Annotated in this window: 22 protein-coding genes; 7 read left to right on the forward strand and 15 right to left on the reverse strand. The window is 38.7% G+C overall.

Going from position 1 to position 22335, the window contains the following annotated elements; genetic code table 11:
- The first annotated feature begins 40 nt into the window (after positions 1-40).
- On the forward strand, positions 41-397 hold the full coding sequence (locus tag TSYNT_RS06930; RefSeq protein WP_059032759.1) for a carboxymuconolactone decarboxylase family protein: 357 nt from the start codon (positions 41-43) through the stop codon (positions 395-397).
- A gap of 152 nt (positions 398-549) precedes the next feature.
- Here TSYNT_RS06930 and mnmA read toward each other — a convergent pair whose 3' ends face one another.
- The 4 genes from mnmA to TSYNT_RS06950 all read right to left on the reverse strand — a co-directional run bounded on the left by mnmA (position 550) and on the right by TSYNT_RS06950 (position 3714).
- Positions 550-1650: a tRNA 2-thiouridine(34) synthase MnmA gene (gene mnmA, locus TSYNT_RS06935; RefSeq protein ID WP_059032760.1), complete on the reverse strand. Its 1101-nt coding sequence runs from the start codon at positions 1648-1650 to the stop codon at positions 550-552.
- Between the two features lie 2 nt (positions 1651-1652).
- Positions 1653-2021 (reverse strand): Fe-S cluster assembly scaffold protein NifU, encoded by a 369-nt coding sequence (gene nifU, locus TSYNT_RS06940; RefSeq protein WP_059032761.1) that lies wholly within the window; start codon positions 2019-2021, stop codon positions 1653-1655.
- Positions 2014-3204 (reverse strand): cysteine desulfurase NifS, encoded by a 1191-nt coding sequence (gene nifS / locus TSYNT_RS06945; RefSeq protein ID WP_059032894.1) that lies wholly within the window; start codon positions 3202-3204, stop codon positions 2014-2016. The genes nifU and nifS overlap by 8 nt, the downstream gene beginning before the upstream one ends.
- Before the next feature lie 81 nt (positions 3205-3285).
- Positions 3286-3714 (reverse strand): RrF2 family transcriptional regulator, encoded by a 429-nt coding sequence (locus tag TSYNT_RS06950; protein WP_059032762.1) that lies wholly within the window; start codon positions 3712-3714, stop codon positions 3286-3288.
- 257 nt (positions 3715-3971) lie between these two features.
- Here TSYNT_RS06950 and TSYNT_RS06955 point away from each other — a divergent pair, with 257 nt between their 5' ends.
- Positions 3972-4553 (forward strand): YdcF family protein, encoded by a 582-nt coding sequence (locus TSYNT_RS06955; RefSeq protein WP_059032763.1) that lies wholly within the window; start codon positions 3972-3974, stop codon positions 4551-4553.
- A 15-nt stretch (positions 4554-4568) separates the two neighbouring features.
- On the opposite strand, the gene TSYNT_RS06960 is transcribed toward TSYNT_RS06955, so the two are convergent.
- The 10 genes from TSYNT_RS06960 to groES all read right to left on the reverse strand — a co-directional run bounded on the left by TSYNT_RS06960 (position 4569) and on the right by groES (position 16230).
- Complete coding sequence (locus tag TSYNT_RS06960) at positions 4569-5411, reverse strand: amidohydrolase family protein (protein WP_059032764.1); 843 nt, start codon at positions 5409-5411, stop codon at positions 4569-4571.
- A 151-nt stretch (positions 5412-5562) separates the two neighbouring features.
- Complete coding sequence (locus TSYNT_RS06965; RefSeq protein WP_059032765.1) at positions 5563-6033, reverse strand: DUF1097 domain-containing protein; 471 nt, start codon at positions 6031-6033, stop codon at positions 5563-5565.
- Positions 6034-6090: 57 nt separating this feature from the next.
- Positions 6091-7326 (reverse strand): NAD-dependent dihydropyrimidine dehydrogenase subunit PreA, encoded by a 1236-nt coding sequence (gene preA, locus TSYNT_RS06970; protein WP_059032766.1) that lies wholly within the window; start codon positions 7324-7326, stop codon positions 6091-6093.
- Positions 7319-8560 carry an FAD-dependent oxidoreductase gene (locus TSYNT_RS06975; RefSeq protein ID WP_059032767.1) on the reverse strand — a complete coding sequence of 414 codons (1242 nt, stop codon included), beginning with the start codon at positions 8558-8560 and terminating at the stop codon, positions 7319-7321. Before TSYNT_RS06975 ends, preA begins: the two co-directional genes overlap by 8 nt.
- 167 nt (positions 8561-8727) lie before the next feature.
- Positions 8728-9777: an S-methyl-5-thioribose-1-phosphate isomerase gene (mtnA, locus tag TSYNT_RS06980; protein WP_059032768.1), complete on the reverse strand. Its 1050-nt coding sequence runs from the start codon at positions 9775-9777 to the stop codon at positions 8728-8730.
- Positions 9778-10109: 332 nt separating this feature from the next.
- Complete coding sequence (locus TSYNT_RS06985) at positions 10110-11540, reverse strand: carbon starvation CstA family protein (protein WP_059032769.1); 1431 nt, start codon at positions 11538-11540, stop codon at positions 10110-10112.
- Positions 11541-11668: 128 nt separating this feature from the next.
- Positions 11669-12433 carry a LytR/AlgR family response regulator transcription factor gene (locus TSYNT_RS06990; protein WP_059032770.1) on the reverse strand — a complete coding sequence of 255 codons (765 nt, stop codon included), beginning with the start codon at positions 12431-12433 and terminating at the stop codon, positions 11669-11671.
- Positions 12423-14150 (reverse strand): sensor histidine kinase, encoded by a 1728-nt coding sequence (locus TSYNT_RS06995; protein ID WP_059032771.1) that lies wholly within the window; start codon positions 14148-14150, stop codon positions 12423-12425. Before TSYNT_RS06995 ends, TSYNT_RS06990 begins: the two co-directional genes overlap by 11 nt.
- 145 nt (positions 14151-14295) lie before the next feature.
- Positions 14296-15915, reverse strand: coding sequence for a chaperonin GroEL (gene groL / locus TSYNT_RS07000; protein WP_059032772.1), 1620 nt, complete (start codon positions 15913-15915; stop codon positions 14296-14298).
- A 30-nt stretch (positions 15916-15945) separates the two neighbouring features.
- On the reverse strand, positions 15946-16230 hold the full coding sequence (gene groES / locus TSYNT_RS07005) for a co-chaperone GroES (RefSeq protein ID WP_059032773.1): 285 nt from the start codon (positions 16228-16230) through the stop codon (positions 15946-15948).
- A gap of 659 nt (positions 16231-16889) precedes the next feature.
- Between groES and TSYNT_RS07010 the strand changes: the two genes are divergently transcribed.
- The 5 genes from TSYNT_RS07010 to TSYNT_RS07030 all read left to right on the forward strand — a co-directional run bounded on the left by TSYNT_RS07010 (position 16890) and on the right by TSYNT_RS07030 (position 21379).
- On the forward strand, positions 16890-18068 hold the full coding sequence (locus TSYNT_RS07010; RefSeq protein WP_059032774.1) for an ABC transporter substrate-binding protein: 1179 nt from the start codon (positions 16890-16892) through the stop codon (positions 18066-18068).
- 83 nt (positions 18069-18151) lie between these two features.
- Entirely contained in the window at positions 18152-19021 is an 870-nt protein-coding gene (locus tag TSYNT_RS07015) for a branched-chain amino acid ABC transporter permease (protein ID WP_059032775.1), read from the forward strand.
- Between the two features lie 11 nt (positions 19022-19032).
- Positions 19033-19896, forward strand: a complete 864-nt coding sequence (locus TSYNT_RS07020) for a branched-chain amino acid ABC transporter permease (protein WP_059032776.1) — start codon at positions 19033-19035, stop codon at positions 19894-19896.
- A 2-nt stretch (positions 19897-19898) separates the two neighbouring features.
- Positions 19899-20681: an ABC transporter ATP-binding protein gene (locus tag TSYNT_RS07025; protein ID WP_083497691.1), complete on the forward strand. Its 783-nt coding sequence runs from the start codon at positions 19899-19901 to the stop codon at positions 20679-20681.
- The gene (locus TSYNT_RS07030; RefSeq protein ID WP_059032778.1) at positions 20675-21379 is read left to right on the forward strand and encodes an ABC transporter ATP-binding protein; all 705 of its coding nucleotides are present in this window, start codon (positions 20675-20677) and stop codon (positions 21377-21379) included. Before TSYNT_RS07025 ends, TSYNT_RS07030 begins: the two co-directional genes overlap by 7 nt.
- Positions 21380-21437: 58 nt before the next feature.
- On the opposite strand, the gene TSYNT_RS07035 is transcribed toward TSYNT_RS07030, so the two are convergent.
- Positions 21438-22334 carry a DMT family transporter gene (locus TSYNT_RS07035; RefSeq protein ID WP_059032779.1) on the reverse strand — a complete coding sequence of 299 codons (897 nt, stop codon included), beginning with the start codon at positions 22332-22334 and terminating at the stop codon, positions 21438-21440.
- Position 22335: the final 1 nt, after the last annotated feature.

The following is a 22335-nucleotide window of genomic DNA, read 5'->3' on the forward strand; positions in this document are numbered from 1 at the left end:
ATTGATATAGCAACTATTATATTTTCAGGAGGCTGTATAAATGTCAAAAACACCGCGTGAGTATCTCAACGAGTTTACCCAAGGATTAAACGATCTTGCTAAGACCAACAGGGATAATGTAAAGTCTTTTATGAATCTTCTCGGAGTCACATATAAACCGGGAGCATTAGATACCAAAACGAAGGAGCTTATGAGTGTTGCTATTGCAGCTTATAACCGCTGTGAATATTGCATAACTTACCATGTTTACAAAGCACTCGAAGCAGGTGCCACTCGTGAAGAAATTATGGAAGCTGCAATGGTAGCCGTGGCTTTTGGAGGCGGTCCTTCAATGGCCTATAGCGTATCATTGCTCAAAGCTTCAATTGATGAATTTGAACCGGATTTTAAGAAATAAATACGAATTAATAATGATTTTAAATCAAATAAAAGACACTGACTATATCTTCAGTGTCTTTTATTTTGACCGCAAATATAACTTATTTGTTGCTTAAATTTGAGATTGCAGTGTAATGATAAACTGGGAAATTATTTTAATGTAAAGCCTTTCTAAAAAGATTTTTCAGGAAGGCAGCGCCGTTGTATAACACCACCGCCTAAAACTACATCGCCTTTATAAAATACTGCTGATTGGCCGGGAGTAACGGCTTTTTGGGGATTTTCAAAAATGACTTTTACCGTATCGCCATTAAGTGGTATGATTTCGGCCGGCTTTTCGATAAAATTGTACCTTATTTTTACATTTGCATTAAACTTTTCACAAGGTATATCTATTGATACCCAGTTAGTTTGACTTGCTACAAATTCCTTTGTATAAAGGTCTTTTTCGTCCCCTAGAACTACGGCATTATTCTCGGCATCTATATCGACTACATAAAGAGGCTTACCGGCAGATATGCCCAGGCCCTTCCTCTGGCCTATCGTGTAAAACGGAATACCCTTATGCTTTCCTATTATCTTGCCATTTGTATCTGTAAATGGTCCTTCTTTGATTTTATCCGGGGCTTTCTTATATAGAAAGTCACGGTAATTGGTATCGATAAAACAAATCTCTTGGCTGTCTGGTTTATCCGAAACAGATAAGCCTATTTTTTGAGCTATTTGGCGAATTTCCTTTTTTGTATAATTGCCCAGCGGAAAAAGGACATGCTCAAGCTGCTGCTGAGTCAAGCCATATAAAACATAAGATTGGTCCTTATCGCTGTCGACAGATTTTTTTAAAATATATCGGCTTAGAGCATCATCATATTCTACCCTGGCATAATGACCGGTTGCAAGATAAAAAGCATCAAGTTTAAAAGCTTCTTTTAGAAGTTCGGTAAATTTTAGATATTTGTTGCAAACAATGCAAGGGTTTGGCGTTTTGCCGGATAAATACTCGCTTATAAAATACTTTATGACTTTTTCATTAAAGCAGTGCTTCAGATTTACCACATAATGCGGTATGCCCAGATTTTTTGCTACAAGTCGTGCGTCCTGCACAGCTTCGGTGGAGCAGCTGCCTTCTTTAGCTTTGCTTTTGCCCGATGCATCATCAAATATTTGCATAGTTATTCCGATTACTTCATATCCCTGCTCTTTTAGCAGATATGCGCAGACAGAACTGTCTACTCCCCCGCTCATCGCTACTGCAACTTTATTTTTGTTCAATATTAACCCCTACTTTTTTTATAATCATTTATCGCTTCCTTAAGCGCGTCTGCAGCAAGATTTGAACAATGCATTTTTACAGGCGGCAGGCCTCCAAGGGCTTCAGCCACTTGTTTATTGCTTATCTTTAATGCTTCATCAATGGTTTTACCTTTAACCATTTCAGTTACCATACTGCTGGTAGCAATAGCGGCACCACAGCCAAAGGTTTTAAATTTAATATCTTCAATAACGTTGTCCTTCACCTTTATATATATCTGCATTATATCACCGCACACCGGATTTCCAACTGTTCCGACACCGTCAGCGTCCGAAATTTCTCCTACATTGCGCGGATTTGAAAAATGATCCATAACTTTTTCATTATACATTTTTAGGTTGCTCCTTTCTTTTGGCAAAAAGCGGTGACATCTGCCGAAGTTTATTTATTATACTCGGCAAAACCTCCAACACATAATCCACGTCTTCCTCACTGTTTTCTCTGCCAAGTGTCAATCGCAAAGAACCATGAGCTATTTCGTGAGGTAAGCCAATAGCCAAAAGCACATGTGAAGGGTCTAATGATCCGGATGTGCATGCAGAGCCGCTAGATGCGCAAATGCCTTTCATATCAAGATTTAAGAGTATGGATTCGCCTTCAATAAATTCAAAAGATATATTGACATTGTGAGGCAGTCTTAATGTCGGGTGCCCATTTAATCTAGTATATGGAATTGTGTTTAAAATTCCTTGCATTAGTCTATCTCTAAGCAAAGTAAGTCTTTCATATTGCTCTTGCTGCTCGCATTCGGCAAGCTCTGCCGCTTTGCCGAAGCCGACAATCCCTGCTATATTTTCCGTGCCTGCTCTGCGGCTGCTTTCCTGGGCTCCGCCCGTCATAAATGGAGCAATGCGAGTGCCTTTTCTTATATAAAGAGCCCCTACGCCTTTTGGACCGTAGATTTTGTGCGCGGACATACTCAGTAAATCAACACCCAAATTATTTACATTTACAGGAATTTTGCCTGCCGTCTGAACAGCGTCAGTGTGAAAAATAATTTCGGGATTTTTTTGTTTAATTATTTTGGCAATTTCATTTATCGGCTGTATCGTTCCAATTTCATTGTTGGCATGCATAATAGAAACCAAAATTGTTTCATCGGTTATCGCATCTGCTACATCCTTAACATTTATTAATCCGTCTTTATCTACCGGTAAATATGTTATTTTAAATCCTTGCTTTTCCAAATCCCGGCATGTATACAAAACAGCATGATGTTCTACAGACGAGGTGATAACGTGTTTACCTTTCTTTACATTTGCGGATACAGCTCCTCTTAAAGCCCAGTTGTCGGATTCTGTTCCACCCGAAGTAAAGAAAATTTCTTCGGTATTCGCTCCTATTAATTGTGCAACATTTTTCCTGCTTTCCTCAAGTGCTTCTTTTGCTTCTCTTCCATAGGAATATATTGTAGATGCGTTTCCGAATTTTTGCGTAAAATAAGGAAGCATCGCCTCTAAAACTTCAGATCTTACAGGAGTAGTCGCTGCATTATCTAAATATGTTCTCTTCAATTTACCATCTCCTATATTCGTTCTAATTAATCCGGCCATATTTGCAAGCTGCTGCTTATGCAAGGTAAATTCCTTCGAATTCTACGGCTCATTTTTGTTTGATATTTCATGACACATATCCCAAAGAGTAATAGAATCAATGGTTTTAATTATACTGTCCCTTATTTTTTCCCACACTATTCGCGTTATGCAGCTATCATATTTTTCGCACTCTGCAGCATCCTGTTCCAGCACGCAGTCCACCAGCCCAATGGGTCCTTCCAGTGCTCTAAGCACATCACCCACAGTGATTTTTGAAGGCTCCCTCGTAAGTAAATACCCACCATAAGCGCCTCTTACGCTTTGCACTAAACCCTCTTTTTTTAAAATGGCCATAAGTTGTTCCAAATAAGGTTCGGAAATATCCTGACGCTCCGCAATATTTTTTAATGGTATGGGTTCATCACCATAATTTAAAGCCAAATCATACATCGCTTTTAATCCATATCGACCCTTGGTAGATAATTTCAATACATGTCTCTCCTAATTCCTACTATTTTACTCGGATTTATGTTTATACTATACTCCTAAACATATAAAATGTCAATACAAACAATAAACCTGCAACCGGGGTTAGTTTGTCATGCTGCTAATTTTAAGGTTGATAAAATTTACGATAATGATAAACTAAAGATAACAACTTCGTAATTTGATGCGGGCACAGTTAAAGAATAGAAAATTGCAGGGAAAAATAAGAAAGTAAAGGGGTCAGGGAAATATCTAATTTAATGCTCAAACGGCTCTTGTTTATAATAGTTCTTGTATTATTATGTTCTTTTCTGATAATTGAAAGCTTAATTATAGTCAACTCATTTTCTGATGATGATATACCTGTTGATTTTATAATAATTTTGGGTGCAGGATTATATGGCGGTGAACCGTCACCGTCTCTAAGGTATCGGCTGCAGCAAGCTTTAGAATACGCAAATAAATACCCTCAAGTGCCCATAGTAGTATCCGGCGGTCAGGGTTCCAATGAATGGATAAGTGAAGCTGAAGCAATGCAGCGCTTTTTGGTAAAACACGGAATCAAAGAAGAAAGAATAATAAAAGAGGATCGCTCAACAAATACCGGTGAAAATTTACTTTTTACAAGAGAAGTAATTAAATATGCAGGTGAGACAGAAAGACCGAAAGTAATGATTGTAACCAGTGAATATCATATGTTTCGTTCCAAGCTCCTAGCAAGGCGATACGGATTTATCCCATATGGTATATGTGCGCCGACACCGGCATATCCCAGATATCTAAAACCTCTATACTATATACGGGAATACTTTGCTGTGATTAAATCCTTTTTCTTTGACTAAATTCAGATTGCCCTATTACAGACCAAGGAGTCGGCAGGCGTTTTGTCCGCAAACAAGCTCTTGTTCCTCTTGGCTTAAACCGGATTCTGATATTTCTTTAAGGTATCTTTTCATAGGCAGCAAGGGAAAATCACTTCCAAATAGCACTTTATGCAAAACTTCGATATCGCCGGCTGCTTTGTATATGTTTTTATTGTAAAGTAGTGGAGATGCGGCAGTATCATAATATACGTTTTGATTTTGTTTTTTTATCTCAGGCATTAATTCATAGAACATAAGCCCGCCACCCCAATGGGCAAATATAACTTTAACATCGGGAAAATTTTGAGCAAAGGCACCGGCTTTTTCCGGTGTGGTGTCAGTCTTTCCTGCATAGTAATGGCCTACAGGCTCATTTGTATGGATTATCAGGGGAAGGTTTCGTTCTATACATAAGTTAGCCAGGTTTGACATCTCTTTAGAATCTGCTATATCAAATCCCTGTCCTTGAGGAAAAAGTTCACCAATGCCTTTGAGTCCGGCAGCTCTGCATCTGTCAATTTCTTTTTCCAGCTCCCTCGATGTAGGCATTGCTACCATATATCCTATTAGTTTTTCAGGATATTCTTTTATAGCTTGGGCCGTATAGTCGTTGACATAACGGCAAAGCCCCATATCTTTAAAAGCAAACCCGAAGATAACTGCCTTGTCAATTTCTGAACTTTCAAGCTCTTCTACAACATCATCAGCCGTAGCAAATTTATTTACAGGGCTTTCGCTGAGAAGCTTAAAATAGTCCTCCTTTTCGGCTATTTTCTTCCAGTCTTTTATAATATCCGGTGGTGTTATATGTACATGAAAATCTATCTTCAATATCATCACTCCTTTAATTTGCTTTCTGTGACTACATTCTATTACATTTTTTTCTGTCTCTCAATGAGTCATTAAGGTAAGCAAAAAAGAAGGCTTTTTGGGCCTTCTTTTTTCTAAGGGTATGTTTTGTTTCTGTATCATAAAAATTTAAAACTTATTAGTCTAGATTTTCTGCGCGTTTTCTGTTTAACATTTCATAAATCCAAATTCCCAAAGACTCTGATGTATATCCTAGAACTGCTCCGCACAAAAGCGCAGGAACTACTTGCATCCAATTCCCTTGAGCGGCAAAGGTAGCGCAGCTTCCAACAAATGCACCTGGAATAAAATCAAATGATTTAAATTTCGCTTGAGCGCACATTATAAAAGAAATAATGCCTGTCATTAAAGCTGCGGCACCATCAAAACTTGATATACTGCTAACTTTAATCGCAATTACCGCCCAGATAACACCTGTAATATTAGTCATTATGGCTTTTTTAAATCCTTCTTTTCTCCCTCCGGCGGCAAAGTAAGTCGTGCAGCCCAAGAATCCTGCCCAAGTAATAAGTCCAAAGGCAGAACTTAGATAGGCCCATATTCCCGAAAAAACGCCTACGCTAATTGCAGTAGTCATAAGAGCATCCATTAATTATCCTCCTTGCTTTAGGAAAAGGGTGCCGATTTGACACCCTTTTCTCTTGAATTAAATAACTAATTTACGTTCTGCGGCACCTGATTTAAATTTGATTTCTCCCTTTTCTATGCACTGCACAGGGCATACATTGGCACATAAATGGCATCCCACGCATCTATCTTCTATTAAAATTGGTTTACGCTCTTTTTCATCCCATTCTATCGCCTGGTGTCCGCCATCATAGCAGGATATATAGCATCTTCCGCATTTAACACATTTCTTATCATCGAATTTCGGAAATACTATATAATCCCTGTCTAATTTATCAGGAGGTATAATATTTTGAGTAGCAAGTCCTACCATATCGGAAATTTTCTTAAAGCCCTTTTCTTCCATGTAATAGGACATACCGCTTATCATGTCTTCAACGATCCTATATCCGTACTGCATTACTGCTGTAGTCACTTGTAAGTTTGAAGCGCCTAAAAGTATAAATTCTGCCGCATCCTCCCATGTTTCTATTCCACCTATTCCGCTTATGGGCACATTTTTTAATTTTGGATTTGACGCAAGTTCATATATCCATCTAAGTGCAATAGGCTTGACTGCCTTTCCAGAGTATCCGGAGACACTTGACTTTCCATTTATAATGGGCACAGCCGTATAGTGATTCAGGTCGATTTTTGTAAGAGATTTTATAGTATTTATTGTAGCAATGCCTGTTGCTCCGCCTTCTATGCTAGCTAAGGCAGGAATTGCCATATCTGATATATTTGGTGTCATTTTTGCTAAGATAGGAAGACTGGTCCCTTTTCTGACAGCCTGACAGTATTTTTTAACCAAATCCGGATTTTGTCCAACATCTGAGCCCATCGCACCACTCGTCATCTGCGGACATGAAAAATTGCACTCTATCATATCGGCTCCGGCTTCGGTTACTAGTTTAGCAAGTTCTGTCCACTCTTTTTCGTTTTCTCCCATTATTGATGCCACTAGTACCTTGTCGGGATAGTTCTTTTTTAGTTTTCTCATAGCTTCCAGGTTTTCTTCTAAGGGATGTTCCGCTATTTGCTCCATGTTTCTAAATCCAACAAAAGGTGTGCATTCCTTTTGCAAATGGTCAAACCTTGGAGAAACCTCATTGGCCACAAAAAATCCTACTGTTTTGAACACTATTCCGCCCCAACCGGTATCGTATGCCTTTGCACACATTTCATAGCAGTTTCCCACCGGCGAAGAAGACAGAAAGAAAGGATTCTCGCAATGAACACCGCAAAAATCTATAGATAGGTCTTTCTTAAACATTATAAGCACCCTCTTTCTCAAGATATTCCATAATGGCTTTAGCTGCTTCTTTTCCAGTTTTTACTGAATAAACCACTGTTTTATCGCCTTCAATTATGTCTCCGGCAGCAAAAATACCTTCTTGAGATGTCATATAATTTTTCACAGGCAAAGTATTATTGTCCAATTTTAGCCCTAATGATTCTAGATTTTCAGGCTCCTGTCCAATTGCAAATATTATTGTATCAGCAGGCAGATCCAATGTAGAATCATCAAACATGCCTTCGGCTTTAAAGCGGACTGCTCTACCGTTTTCACCCACTATTTGTTTTGGTTTAAAACCTGTAAAAATCGGGATATCTAATTTAAAAACTCGCTCTTTTTCTTCAGGATCCGCCGGCATTTTATCTATGGTTCTGCGGTAAACTATTTTAACATCTTTTGTTCCTAAATCCTTGGCTACAGACGCGCAATCCATTGCTACATCTCCGCCGCCTATTACTATAACTTTATCTCCTATATTTATGTTTTCTCCCGCTTTTATTCGAGATAAAAATTCCGTTCCTTTGAAAACACCTTCAAGATTTATGCCGTCAATATCAGGCAACTTGCTGCTCTGAACTCCTACCGCAACTAAAATTGCTTTATAACCCTCTTTTTTTAGCTCATCTAGTGTAATATCTTTTCCAACGCTGCAATTTGTCTTAAATTCTACACCTAATTTTTTCACATATGAAATGTCCTGTTCAACTGCTTCTCGAGGCAATCTGCTATCTGGGATGCCGTATGTCAGCCAACCGCCGGGTTTATCTTTTTGCTCAAATATAGTTACTTTGTATCCGTTTCTGGCAAGTTCTGCTGCTGCTTGCAGCCCGCTGGGGCCAGAACCTACTATGGCTACTTTTCCCTTATCTGATGTAACGGGTTTTAGTATTTCCAAATCAAGGGACTTTTCATAGTCTGTCAAAAACTGCTGTAATTTAGCAATGCGAATCGGCTTATCTATTTCTGTGCGGCTGCATGCACCCTCGCAATAGCGGGAAGTTGGGCATACTCGTGCACATACACTTCCTAATATATTATTCGTCCTTATGGTTTCTACAGCGCCTTTTAGGTTTCTAAAGCGCAATGACCGAATAAACTTTCCTGGATCGGTTCCAGCCGGACAAGCTTTGGAACATGGTGAATCATGGCAAAGCAAGCAACGTGCCGCTTCTTCAATAGCAACTTGTGGTGTAATATGCTCTTGTTGCAATTTAAATTCCTCCTTCTGATGCTAATACTGGTTGTTTTATTGTTTATTTTTTAACGAACATGTGAAAATTATAACATACTTTGCAATAATCGTCAAAACCCATTACAAAAAGGGATGCTTTAAAAGCACCCCTTTAAGGTTTTAAATATCGATTTATCTGCTATTTTTTACTTCTTTCCATCTCTAAGCCTGCTTAAATTTTCCAAATACGGTGGTCTTATAATGCCCTTCTCCGTTATTATTCCGGTTATGTTTTCATGAGGCGTTACATCAAAGGCGGGATTGTAAACATCTATACCTTCCGGTGCAATTCTTACGCCGTTTATATGAGTAACTTCTGTGGCGTCTCTTTCCTCGATTATGATATCTTTGCCGCTTTTTGTTTCAAAATCTATTGTGGAGATAGGCGCTGCAATATAAAAAGGAACATTAAAATCCTTTGCTATCTGCGACAGCATAAATGTGCCTATTTTATTGGCTGTATCGCCATTTAGCGCAATTCTGTCAGCTCCCACAATAATTATATCAATTTCCCCATCTCTAATTAGCACAGGAGCTACGCTGTCAGGAATTAGCTTTGCAGGAATCCTCTCCTGCACCAGCTCCCATGCTGTAAGCCTTGCCCCTTGAAGCCGCGGTCTTGTTTCATCAGCAAAGACTCGTATGTTTTTGCCTGTGTAATGAGCTTCCCTTATAACGCCAAGAGCCGTCCCGTATCCTGCAGTAGCGAGAGCCCCTGTATTACAATGAGTTAAAATAGTAGCTCCCTTTGGAACAATCTCGTTTCCATATCTTGCTATAGCTTTATTTGTTTCTAAGTCTTCCCTTTCTATATTTTTTGCCTCATTTAACAAAATCTCACAGATTTCACTGTTTGTTTTATCTTTATTTGCCTCTAAAACATTCATCATTCTTTTTACAGCCCACATTAAATTTACTGCTGTGGGTCTGGCATTTCCTAAAATTGCAGCGCTTTCCTTTACTTTACTAATAAACTCTTCTTTTGACAGATCTAAAAAGTTTTCAGCTGCAAGAACTATGCCGTAAGCTCCCACAACCCCTATGGCCGGAGCTCCTCTTACCACCATGTCCTTTATGGCAAATTCTACATCTTTGTGGTCTTTACATTCAAACATAGAAAGCTTTTCCGGTAATTTTCTCTGATCGATTAAATAAAGTTTTCCGTCCTTAAATTCTATACTTTTTATCAAAGTCATTATCGTAAACCTCCCAGTTAATATCCTTGTAATTTGACTCCTTCACCGTTCTAGCTGTGCTTTCTGTGAAATCTTGCCATTTGTAATTATGTGTTACCATTATGTAGTAGTTTATTAAATACGCTTTATGTTATATTCGTCTTATGCTCATTTAATCTATATTATAGCATAAGTCAATGACCATGTGCATATATGTTTCCATCCTAAGATTTTGTCAATTAATAAGGTTTTAAAAGCATAACCGTTTAGTGAATATAAAAGGAGCTGTCGGAAATAAGAACAGCTCCTTAATTTTAGCTTTTAACTTCTTGTTAGTGCTATCTTATAATTCATTAGGCCGCCTTTGAATCAGCAACACTTTCTTTCATTTTATTTATGTTAAAAATGAAATACAAGAAGGCTGCTGCCGCCGCAATAATCCCCGACGGATAGGATATGGCAGTTGGCAGGTTAAATCCTTCGCTTGCCTGTAAAATATACGTTACGCTTACCGCAGTCATAAAAGTTGCGGGCAAAGTAGAAATCCAATGGTTTTTATTGTGTTTAACCAAATATGCAGATCCGGTCCAAAGCACTATCATAGCCAAAGTCTGATTTGCCCACGCAAAATATCGCCACAAAATATTGAAATCCATTTGGGAAAGAGCTATTCCGACGATAAAAAGCGGGATAGCTATTTTGTAACGGTTTGCAGGGGATTTTTGATCAATATTAAACCATTCAGCCAGAGTATATCTGGCAGCTCTAAAAGCTGTGTCGCCTGAAGTTATGGGAAGAACTACGACTCCAAGTATTGCTAGTACTCCGCCAACGGTACCCATCATGGTAAATGCTGCATCTTTTACCACACCGGAAGGACCTGCCGGGTTTGCAAGGGCTTGGCCCAGTCCTTCAGTTCCGCCATAAAAGCTCATAGCTGCTGCTGCCCAAACCAATGCTATCAACGATTCAGCAATCATCATACCATAAAATACAAATCTGCCTTCTTTTTCGTTTTTTAAGCATCTTGATATGATAGGCGATTGTGTTGAGTGAAATCCGCTTATGGCCCCGCAAGCTATAGTAACAAACAAGAGCGGCCATAAGGGCACACCTTCAGGATGTAGATTTTGCAAAGTAATTTCAGGAATTTCATATCCTTGAGCAAAGAGTGCTCCCCCGATGCCGACAGCCATAACAATAAGAATTGCTCCAAATATAGGGTAGATTTTTCCTATAATCTTATCAATAGGCAAAACTGTAGCTAGGAAATAATAGGCAAATATTATCCATACCCAGACCTGTTTAGTTAAAACTTCCGGTGTCAATATGGCAAGTAATCCGGCTGGACCTGTAACAAAAACAACTCCGACTAAAACCAAAAGCAGCACTGCAAAAATATTTACTATTATTTTTGCTTTTTCTCCCAAATATTTTGATACCAATACCGGCACATTTGCCCCGCCGTTCCTAAGAGAAATCATCCCGCTCAAATAATCGTGAACCGCTCCTGCAAAAATTCCGCCGAAAACAATCCATAAAAAAGCCGCAGGACCCCACATAGCTCCTTGTATAGCTCCGTATATGGGTCCAAGACCCGCAATATTTAATAATTGTATGAGGGCACTTTTATTTTGACTAAGTGGGACATAGTCTACGCCATCTTGCATAGTATAAGCAGGTGTTTTCCGGTTTGGATCTGCTCCAAAAATCCGTTCTACAAAACGGCCATAAATAAAATAGCCTAGTAATAATACAATGATAGAACCGATAAAAGAAAACATTACAAAGCCTCCCTTATTAAAATTATTCGCGTATTATAATTGTATGAATATATTGATAAATTTTCACTATTTTCCTGCTAAAAGGTAAAAAAATAGACCTCATCGGTTAAATACGAGGTCTATTCGGCTTAGATTTGTAAACGTTCCCTTAACTTTTTAGCGCATCTGCGACTTACTGGCACTTCATTTTTCTCATAATCTTTCAAAGAAAGTATATATGTGCCATTAAACCAAGGCACTATTTCTAAAACCTTATCCATATTCACAAGAAAGCTTTTATGAGTCCTAAAGAAGTTCAAATCTTTTAATCTGTCCTCTAGCTCTGAAAGGCAACAATTTGTCTCAAACTCTCCTTGCAAGGCCATTACCTTGCTGCCTTTTTCGCAAGCCTCAAAATAGTTTATGTCTTGCGGATTTAATAAATAAATTCTATTATTTTTCCAAACAGGAATTTTGATATTCTGGGACTTGTTTATTGTTTCAATGCACTCAACAAATCTGTAAATATCAAGACTATTTTCATTGTTTTTCGACAGATTGATAATGCGGTTTATGGTTTTGTCTAATCTTTCTTTTGAAAAGGGCTTTAAAATATAGTCTATGGCATTTATCTCAAAAGCTTTTATTGCATATTCATCATAGGCCGTAGCAAAGACTATAAATGGCTTTATTCCCCTTTGGAAAATTATTTTCGCAGTTTCAAAACCATTTAAATCCCACATCTTAATATCTAAAAAGATTACATCCGGCTTGAGTCTCTCGGCTAATTCTATTGCTTCCTTTCCAGAAGCTGCTTCACCGATCACCTTGACATTAGGATAAGATAAAAGAAGAAAAGAAAGCTCTTCTCTTGCCGGAGTTTCATCATCAACGATAAGTGTTCTAAGCTCCATGGTTCTCACATCCTATTGCAGGTATTCGGCTACAAGGGATAAAGAATTTTACTACAGTTCCATGTTTATATTTTGAGTAAATTTCAAGACAGCTTTTCTTTCCAAAATAACTTTCAAGACGGCCATTTACATTCCACAAACCAATTCTATCTTTGCAAGCTTTATATTTTTTGACGTCTTCCAGTATTTCCTCGCTCATTCCAATACCGTTATCTTCTACGCTGACAATTGTACCCTGATTTACGCTTTCAATCTTGACTGTTACTTTTCCCCCTTCTTTTTTTGGCATAATTCCGTGTTTTACCGCGTTTTCTACCAAAGGCTGAAGAATTAAGGGAGGTACTAATATACTAGAGGCCGCATTAGGTTCTATAATAAATTCTGTTTTAAGTCTTTCGCCAAACCTAGCCTGCTCAATAGACAAATATGCCTTTACATGCTCTATTTCCTGTTCCAGCGGAACCATTTCCATGCCGGCTGAAAGATTTTTTCTGAAAAACTCGCTTAAATCCATCAATAGCTTTCTGGATTCGTCTGGATTCTTCCTAGACACAGATATAATTGTATTTAGTGCATTAAACAGAAAATGAGGATTTATTTGGGCTTGAAGAGCTCTTCTTTCGGCATTAGCCAAAAGTTTTGCCTGATTCTCAGCTTTGGCCAGTTCCAATTGAGTAGCAAACATACGTGCAAGGCCCTGGGCAAGTTTTACATCAATGCTGGTTATACTGTTTGGTCTTACTTTATATAATTTTAGGCAGCCAATAACCTTATCTCCTTCAAGTAATGGAGCTACTACAGCTGACTGTAAGGGACAAGATGGCTCGGCACAGTTAATTTCCTCTTTTGATGTAGCTATTTTATATTCCTTAGAACTAATAACATCTTTCGTAGTCTTTGTCATAAAACTATAGCCGGCTTTGTGGTGATCTTCTCCCTTGCCCACATGTGCCAATATTTTCTCTGTATCCGTAACGGCGACAGCATCATAGTCGGTTTTATCAAAAATTATCTTTGCAGCCTTATATGCCGAAAGTTCATTGAGTCCTTTGCGTAAATACGGAAGGGTTTCTGAGGCAATATCAAGAGACAGTTTGGCTTGCAAGGCTCCTACTTGTTCCTGTTCCTTGAAAATATTATCTATTATTAATATAAAAATGGCGATGCCGCAAGAATTTACAAAAGTCATGGGAAACCAAATTACCTTTACCAATTCTAAAGCTGCTGAAAATGGTTTTGCAATGGTAACAATAATTACCATTTGCAAAAGCTCCATAGCTATTCCTACTGCAAAGCCATGCCACCAGCAGATTTTTTTGCCGTTTTCAAACTTTTTGTGTATAAATCCGGCCAAGGTTGCCTCAATAAATGTTGAGATTGCACATGCCACAGCGGTAAACCCACCAATGTCGATACTCCATCGGTGTAAAGATGCTATAAGACCTGATAATACCCCTACAAAAGGTCCTCCCAATAAACCCCCTATAATTACACCTACAGCTCTGGAATTCGCTAAAGCTCCATAGACCGGGATGCCCATATAAGTGCCCAAAATTCCAAAAGAACCAAATATAGCTGAAAGAATAATTTTTTCGCCTAAGGAAACTTCTTTTTTTAAAATAAGTTTCTTAAAGGGTGTAAATTGGGATAGTAGAAATGCTATTATAACAAATATACCAAGTCGGTTAGCAAGATCAAGAAGGATCTGAAAAGTCATGATTTATCCCCAACTTTCGCAGAATCTGTCTACTGTTAATTTAATTCTATCATTTGCTTTTTTTATGTCAAATTAGTGTAATTTTATTAAAAAGTACATAGTAAAAGACTCGCAAATAATTTGCGAGTCTTTTTGTTTGCTTCTATTAATACATCATATCAGGGCTTGGTGGCATTCCTGCCATTGGCTTTTCTTTTTCAGGAACTTCTGTTACAACAGCCTCTGTTGTAATTACCATTGCTGCGATGCTTGCTGCATTTTGTAAGGTAGATCTGGTTACTTTTGCCGGATCTACAATTCCTTTTTCAATCATATTCACATATTCAGAGTGTAAAGCATCAAAGCCTACGCCTTTCGGGCTTGATTTTACTTTTTCAACTATAATTGATCCTTCATATCCGGCATTTGTAGCAATCTGTCTTACAGGTTCTTCTAAGGCTCTTCTTATTATATTCACGCCGATAGCTTCGTCACCCTCAGCTTCTACTTTGTCAAGAGCGCTAATAGCATCGATAAAGGCGGTTCCGCCACCGGGCACGATACCTTCTTCTACCGCAGCTCTTGTAGCAGAGAGAGCATCTTCAATTCTCAGTTTGCGTTCTTTAAGCTCTGTTTCTGTAGCAGCTCCTACTTGAATCACTGCTACACCGCCTGCCAACTTGGCAAGACGCTCTTGAAGTTTTTCTCTGTCAAAATCTGAGGTAGTCTCTTCAATCTGAGCTTTAATTGCGTTTATGCGCTTCTTAATTTCTTCCGGATTTCCGGCGCCTTCTACTATTGTTGTATTTTCTTTATCCACTTTAACCTGTCTTGCTCTGCCGAGCATGCTGATATCAACATTCTTAAGTTCCATGCCAAGATCTTCTGAAATTACCCGGCCACCGGTTAAAATAGCTATATCTTCCAACATTTCTTTTCTGCGATCTCCAAATCCCGGAGCTTTAACCGCTACGCATGTCAATGTTCCACGCAGTTTATTTACAACTAATGTTGCAAGTGCTTCACCCTCTACATCTTCGGCAATTATTAGAAGTTTTTTGCCTTGCTGCACAATTTTCTCTAATACAGGAAGCAAATCTTGAACCGTTGAAATCTTCTTATCAGTTATCAAAATATACGGCTCATCAAGAACGGCTTCCATCTTTTCTGTGTCAGTCACCATGTAGGGGGATATGTATCCCCTGTCGAATTCCATTCCTTCGACTACTTCTAAGGTAGTGCCCATTGTCTGGGATTCTTCAACGGTAATAACTCCGTCTTTTCCTACTTTTTCCATAGCTTCGGCAATAAGTTGTCCTATTTCTTCATCTGCTGCTGAAATCGATGCTACTTGTGCTATAGCTTCTTTTGTTTCTACCGGTCTGCTGAAATTCTTAATTTCTTCAACTATAGCTTCTACGGCTTTCTGGATACCTTTTTTAAGAATTATAGGATTGGCACCCGCCACTACATTTTTCATTCCTTCATGTATTATGGCTTGAGCAAGTAATGTTGCCGTAGTGGTTCCATCACCGGCGTCATCTTGTGTCTTTGTAGCAACTTCCTTAATTAGCTGAGCTCCTGCGTTTTCATAGGGGTCTTCCAGCTCTATCTCTCTTGCAATTGTAACACCGTCGTTTGTAATTGTAGGTGTTCCGAATTTCTTCTCTAAAACTACGTTGCGTCCTTTAGGTCCTAATGTAACTTTAACCGTATCGGCTAATTTATCAATTCCCCTTAGCAGGGCTGCACGAGCATCTTCATCAAATTTAATCTGCTTTGCCATTTTTCAAAGTCCCTCCTCAATGTTTTAATGTTATTCTAATATCGCAAGTACATCGCTTTGTCTTAATATCAAGTATTCTTCCTCGTCAAGTTTTACTTCTGTTCCTGCATACTTGGAGAAAATAATTTTATCTCCAACTTTTACTTCCAAGGGAACCTTTTTACCATCGATTATTTCTCCTGAACCTACTGCTACGACTTCACCTTTTTGAGGTTTTTCCTTTGCGGTATCAGGAAGAACTATGCCGCCTTTTGTTTTTTCTTCTTCTTTTAGAACTTTGATAACAATCCGATCGCCTAATGGCTTAATATTCATTTTGAACCCTCCCTGTTTATAATTTGTTTATTGATGCACACATGAATGCATAATAGTATGAAAGATATCTTTCTTGCATTCTTACTTAATTGGAAAATAGGCTTTCGCCTTGTTGTTAGCACTCCACTTCGATGAGTGCTAACTTCATTTAATATGATATACAAAGGGAATGCTAAAATCAATTTCTTCTATTCGGTCTCTTACTTGAATAACTAGCATTTTTATAAGATATTCTTGCTTTTTCTTGTTATTTCTCGTTATTTAAACAAAATGTATTTTGTATTAGTAAAATTATGTTAGAACCATTCTGGTAAAAATTATGTATTATTTATGCAATTGTAGTTATAATATCTCATTTTCTTAGTGACATTTTGCTAAAATTAGATTATAATAAAATACAAAATTCAATGTTTTATTTAGTGAAAAGGAATTGCTTATTATATTTATATTATACAAACTTTCAAAGCGACAGATTCCATTTATGGTGTTGTCGTAAATAATCTGTCGCATTTCTATACTTATGAAAATACGGAGGTGGTATATAATTTAGGTTTGTAGTGTGACTATGATATTTACGAATTGCGTTAATTGCTTGAAAAATTTCATTCTTATTTTATGTATATTCTAACTAAAAGTATGGTTTGGGAGGTATTTAAAAGATGGGTACATTTAGAAGATCACGGTTTTTAGTTATGCTTTTAATCCTTGCTCTTTCGCTTTCTCTTCTTGCAGGTTGTGGTCAAAGCCAGTCAAAACAAGAAAGTTCCGGTGACGCTTCCTCACAAGAAGCTAAGCCTGAAGAAACTATCAAAATCGGCACCATCGGACCACTTACGGGGAATATAGCAACTTACGGAATAAGCACAAAGAATGGCGTCGAAATAGCAGTAGAAGAATTTAATCAAAATGGTGGAATAAACGGACGCCCTGTTAAACTTATATCCGAGGATACTCGCGGCGATCAGACCGAAGCAGCTAATGCCGCTTCCAAGCTTATAGAACAGGATAAGGTTGTGGCAATAGTAGGAGGGGTAATAAGCTCAGAAACTCTTACAGCAGGTCCTATAGCGAACGACGCAAAAGTTGTGATGATTTCATCTTCATCTACAGCAGCCGGAGTTCCTGAAATAGGCGATTATATCTTTAGAAACTGCCTTTCTGATGAAGTTCAGGCGGTGCAACTTGCTGAATATGCTGCAAAAGAGTTAGGACTTAAGAAATTTGCCATAATGTATACAAATAATGATTATGGGCTTTCGCTTAAAAATGCATTTGAGGCTAAGGCTAAGGAGCTTGCAGAAGTAACAGCAGTAGAAACTTACAATGATGGAGAAAAAGACTTTAGGGCACAGCTTACAAAAATCAAGGGAACAAATCCTGATGCGCTTTATATAGCAGGCTATTATACCGAAGCCGCCAAAATAGCCCAGCAGGCGAAAGAACAAGGCTTAAATGTACAAATCCTAGGAGCCGACGGCTTCTATTCACCAGTCCTAATCGAACTTGGCGGAGATGCTGTAGAAGGGGCAATCTTTACAGCCGGATTCTTCACAGATGATCCTTCTGAAAAAGCTCAAAATTTTGTTAAGGCATATAAGGAAAAATTCAATGCAGAACCTGATATGTTTGCAGCCCAGGCATATGACGCCGCTATGATTTTGCTTACCGCTCTTAAGAATACCAACGGCGAAGGCGGCGAAGCATTACAGAAAGAAATGGCAAAAACTAAGGATTTTCCAGGCATTACCGGAACTACATCCTTTACTGAAACCGGAGATGCTATAAAGAACATTATTATCTTAAAAGTTGAAAACGGCAAGTTTACAAAACTTCGTTAGTAATTTTGCCAATTAAGCAACTCTGTCAATGGGTGGCATAGCCATCCATTGACTTTGCCCTTTGGAAAGGAATGGATTTAGAAATGTTTTTCGAACAATTGATAAACGGTTTAACACTTGGAAGCACATATTCACTAATTGCTTTAGGATATACAATGGTATACGGAATTTTAGAGCTTATTAATTTTGCCCACAGTGAAATATATATGGTTGGAGCTTTTGTGGGACTTGCAATGGTTACAGTTTACAAGCTTCCTTTTGCAGTAGCTCTCGTTGCAGGCATGTTAGGTTCTTGTTTACTAGGCATAATAATCGAAAAGGCCGCTTACAAGCCTTTACGCAAAGCAAATCGCATAGCTCCCCTTATCAGTGCAATCGGTGTTTCGATCTTTTTGCAAAACGCGGCATTGATGATAGCAGGTCCCCAGGCTAGATCCTTCCCATCAGGGCTTAATATACGGACTTTGAGCGTAGGCAGTGTTCATATCTCGACTTTGCAGCTTTTGATTTTAGTTATTTCAATTGTTCTTATGGTAGGGCTCCAATTTTTAATACAGAATACCAAATTGGGACAGGCAATGAGGGCTACAGCTCAAGATAAGGAAGTCGCACAACTGATGGGCATAAAAATCGACAGTATAATTACCTTTACTTTCGCTATTGGTTCGGCATTAGGCGGTGCCGCCGGAGTTCTTGTAGGGGTTTATTTCGATTCAGTAGATCCGACAATGGGATTTTTCCCGGGTTTAAAGGGATTTGTTGCAGCAGTGCTCGGAGGAATCGGAAATATACCTGGTGCGATGCTGGGCGGGTTGATACTCGGCTTAGTTGAAATGATAGGTGCAGTATATATGTCACGTTATAAAGATGCAATTGCTTTTGCTGTTCTTATAATTATCTTGTTAGTAAAGCCCACGGGATTGCTGGGACGAAATGTGCAGGAAAAAGTGTAGGTGATACAGAATTGAATTATTATTTGCAGATATTGACAGTCATAATGATAAACTCTATACTAGCTGTAAGTCTTAACCTGATTACAGGATATACCGGGCAGCTTTCCTTGGGCCATGCAACTTTTATGGGGCTGGGCGCATATGCTGCAACCCTTTTTACGTTAAAGCTGCACTTTCCTTTTTTAGCAGCTCTTATTGCAGGCGCGCTTGTAGCTGCTTTCTTCGGTTTTATAATAGGGGTGCCTACATTAAGATTAAAAGGCGACTATCTCGCAATAGCCACTCTAGGATTTGGCGAGATTACCAAGAATATACTCATGAACCTTAAAATAACAGGCGGGCCAATGGGACTTCGCGGAATACCAAAAGTAACTAATGTTTATATAGCCGCTGTGGCTTTATTTCTTGTGATATTTTCATTAAACCGCATAATGAATTCCCGTGTGGGAAAATCTTTTATTGCGATCAGAGAAGACGAATTGGCTGCAGAAGCCATGGGAATCAATACGACACAATTCAAGATTCTCGCTTTTATAATCGGTGCTTTTTACGCCGGCTTAGCCGGTGGTTTATACGCCTTTTTATTTAGATATATAAATCCGAAAGATTTTGGCTTTATGAAGTCAATTGAAATACTTTGTATGGTAGTTCTCGGCGGAATGGGCAACACATATGGTGCTGTTTTAGGCGCGTTTATAATAACGATTTTGCCTGAACTTTTGCGATCGGTGTCTCCTGTCATAGCACAATATAGGATGGTTTTCTATGGTTTATTACTGGTTATAATGATGATAGTAAGACCTCAAGGGATCATGAGCGCTCAAGCTTTGGAAAAGAAAAAATATAAAAGTTCATTAGAGAAGGGAGGGTTATGATTATGGAAATTTTAGAAGGACATGATTTGACAATGGTCTTTGGCGGCCTTGCAGCTTTGACCTCGGTCGACATCAAAATAGAGGAAGGCGAAATTTTAAGTGTTATAGGTCCGAACGGAGCCGGCAAAACTACTCTGTTTAATCTTCTGACGGGCGTTTATTCGCCTACCTCCGGTAAAATATACTTCAAAAAAAAGGAAATCAAAAATCTCAAGCCTTATCAAATAACAAAACTGGGTATTGCCCGCACATTTCAAAATATAAGGCTTTTTGGGGAAATGAGTGTCCTTGACAATGTAATAATTGGACAGCATTGCCGGACTAAGACCGGCATCTTTGGGGCAATACTTAGAACTCCCTCCGTAAAAAAAGAAGAAGCTTCCGTTAATGAAAAGGCCATGGATATTCTTAAATTTGTAGGTCTGGAAAAAGTTTACAATGAAAAAGCAAAAAATTTACCCTACGGAAAGCAGCGCCGCCTTGAAATGGCAAGGGCATTGGCCACTGACCCTGAGCTTATACTTTTGGATGAGCCGGCAGCAGGCATGAATCCCTTCGAGACTAATGAGCTTATCGAACTTATAGGGAAGATTAATGAAATGGGTAAAACCATTCTTCTAATTGAACATGATATGAAGCTAGTAATGGGTATATCTAAACGAATAATGGTGCTGGACTACGGCAAAAAAATAGCTGACGGACCGCCGGAAGAAATAAAGAATGATGAAAGAGTTATCAAAGCTTATCTCGGAGAGAGCTCCCGCAGGGAGGGCCGCGCATGTTAAAACTTGAAAATGTTGTAGCACACTATGGAAATATACAGGCACTTAGCGGCATTTCTTTGGAAGTCAGCGAAGGCGAGATAGCAACCATTATAGGCGCAAACGGAGCAGGAAAAACCACCACATTAAAAACTATTTGCAGCCTTATATCCCCTACATCAGGCAAAATCTATTTTCAAGGCAAAGATATTACAGGAAGGCCTACTTATGAGATAGTTGAAGCAGGAATATCTATGGTGCCTGAGGGGCGGCGGGTTTTCCCCCGAATGACCGTCTTAGAAAATCTTCAATTAGGTGCATATCTTAACAAAAACCGGCAACAGGTAAAGAGTTATCTTGAAGAGGTTTTTACGCTTTTTCCTGTACTTAAGAGTCGCGCAAAGCAAGTGGCAGGCACTCTTTCAGGCGGAGAGCAGCAGATGCTGGCCATCGGTCGTGCCCTAATGGCAAAGCCTAAGCTTTTGCTTTTAGATGAACCTTCGATGGGTCTTGCTCCTAAAATCGTTGAAAGTATTTTTGACATAATAACTAAGATAAATTGTGAGGGCACTACCATCTTGCTCGTTGAGCAAAATGCCGGAATGGCTTTGTCTATCGCCAATAAAGGATATGTGCTTGAAACCGGAAAAATCGTAATGAGCGATACTGCAGAAAATCTTCTTGAAAATGAAAAAGTAAAAACGGCTTATCTAGGAGAATAAAAAGAGTATCTTAAAATTATTTGCAAATAATTTTAAGATACTCTTTTTATTCTCAGTATTAACCGACAGTATCTTCAGCTGCCCCATTATCTTCAATTGATATAGCGGGAAATAATTCAGTTATAAGAACTCCTGCTATAACAATAGCAAATCCAGCAACGGTCCTTAATGCTAATTTTTCTTCCCAGAATATAATTGAGAATATGCCTGCAAAAATAGACTCAGTGCACATTATTACGGCTGCGTGGGTCGAACTTGTATATTTCTGAGCAATATTTTGCACGATAAAAGCTCCTGCTGTACAAAGTATTGCCCCGAACAAAATCGCTCCCCACCCCTTAGCATCAAAATTCAGTGATGCGGAAGGTTCAAAAAATATCGAAATAGCCAATGTAGCAAAACCTGTAAGTGCCACCTGTATAATTGCCATGTTTATAGGATTCACGCGTTTCACATAGTGCTCAGTAAAGGTGATCTGCAGTGCAAAGCACACCGCACAAGCAAGCGTTAGGACATCTCCCCAGCCAATTGCAAGGTTTTTGTCAATAGATATAAACCCAAGCCCTGTAAATGTAAGGATTGCCCCAACTATTTGATTCGTCTGGGGAAATTCTTTTGTAATAAGATATGAGATAAATGGAACCATGACTACATTGCTGCCGGTTATAAAACCAGATTTAGAGGGGGTAGTATATAAAAGACCCACTGTTTGGGTTATAAAGCCTAACATTACAAATGTCCCTACAATTAAGCCGGCTTTAATGTCCTCTCGGCTTGCATTCTTAAGCTGCTTATAAAATACCAAAGCCATAAGGACGGCACCTATACTAAACCTTAAACCAAGGTACATGAAAGGTGTAATTGACGACAAAGCATTTTTTTCAATAACAAAGTTCAAGCCCCAGATAAGAGCTACTAAAAGGAGTGCAGAATCTGCTATTAGACTTTTTTTCAAT

Origin of the sequence: Tepidanaerobacter syntrophicus (genome assembly GCF_001485475.2) — a bacterium.
In the GTDB taxonomy this organism is placed as follows: domain Bacteria; phylum Bacillota; class Thermosediminibacteria; order Thermosediminibacterales; family Tepidanaerobacteraceae; genus Tepidanaerobacter; species Tepidanaerobacter syntrophicus.

What these genes read in the sequence shown, in the direction of transcription:
- TSYNT_RS06930 (WP_059032759.1), top strand. Translation starts at nt 41, where the DNA reads ATGTCAAAAACACCGCGTGAGTATCTCAACGAGTTTACCCAAGGATTA.
- nifU (WP_059032761.1), bottom strand. Translation starts at nt 2,021, where the DNA reads ATGTATAATGAAAAAGTTATGGATCATTTTTCAAATCCGCGCAATGTA.
- TSYNT_RS06955 (WP_059032763.1), top strand. Translation starts at nt 3,972, where the DNA reads ATGCTCAAACGGCTCTTGTTTATAATAGTTCTTGTATTATTATGTTCT.
- TSYNT_RS06960 (WP_059032764.1), bottom strand. Translation starts at nt 5,411, where the DNA reads ATGATATTGAAGATAGATTTTCATGTACATATAACACCACCGGATATT.
- TSYNT_RS06965 (WP_059032765.1), bottom strand. Translation starts at nt 6,033, where the DNA reads ATGGATGCTCTTATGACTACTGCAATTAGCGTAGGCGTTTTTTCGGGA.
- preA (WP_059032766.1), bottom strand. Translation starts at nt 7,326, where the DNA reads ATGTTTAAGAAAGACCTATCTATAGATTTTTGCGGTGTTCATTGCGAG.
- mtnA (WP_059032768.1), bottom strand. Translation starts at nt 9,777, where the DNA reads ATGACTTTGATAAAAAGTATAGAATTTAAGGACGGAAAACTTTATTTA.
- TSYNT_RS06985 (WP_059032769.1), bottom strand. Translation starts at nt 11,540, where the DNA reads ATGTTTTCTTTTATCGGTTCTATCATTGTATTATTACTAGGCTATTTT.
- TSYNT_RS06990 (WP_059032770.1), bottom strand. Translation starts at nt 12,433, where the DNA reads ATGGAGCTTAGAACACTTATCGTTGATGATGAAACTCCGGCAAGAGAA.
- TSYNT_RS06995 (WP_059032771.1), bottom strand. Translation starts at nt 14,150, where the DNA reads ATGACTTTTCAGATCCTTCTTGATCTTGCTAACCGACTTGGTATATTT.
- groL (WP_059032772.1), bottom strand. Translation starts at nt 15,915, where the DNA reads ATGGCAAAGCAGATTAAATTTGATGAAGATGCTCGTGCAGCCCTGCTA.
- groES (WP_059032773.1), bottom strand. Translation starts at nt 16,230, where the DNA reads ATGAATATTAAGCCATTAGGCGATCGGATTGTTATCAAAGTTCTAAAA.
- TSYNT_RS07010 (WP_059032774.1), top strand. Translation starts at nt 16,890, where the DNA reads ATGGGTACATTTAGAAGATCACGGTTTTTAGTTATGCTTTTAATCCTT.
- TSYNT_RS07015 (WP_059032775.1), top strand. Translation starts at nt 18,152, where the DNA reads ATGTTTTTCGAACAATTGATAAACGGTTTAACACTTGGAAGCACATAT.
- TSYNT_RS07025 (WP_083497691.1), top strand. Translation starts at nt 19,899, where the DNA reads ATGGAAATTTTAGAAGGACATGATTTGACAATGGTCTTTGGCGGCCTT.
- TSYNT_RS07030 (WP_059032778.1), top strand. Translation starts at nt 20,675, where the DNA reads ATGTTAAAACTTGAAAATGTTGTAGCACACTATGGAAATATACAGGCA.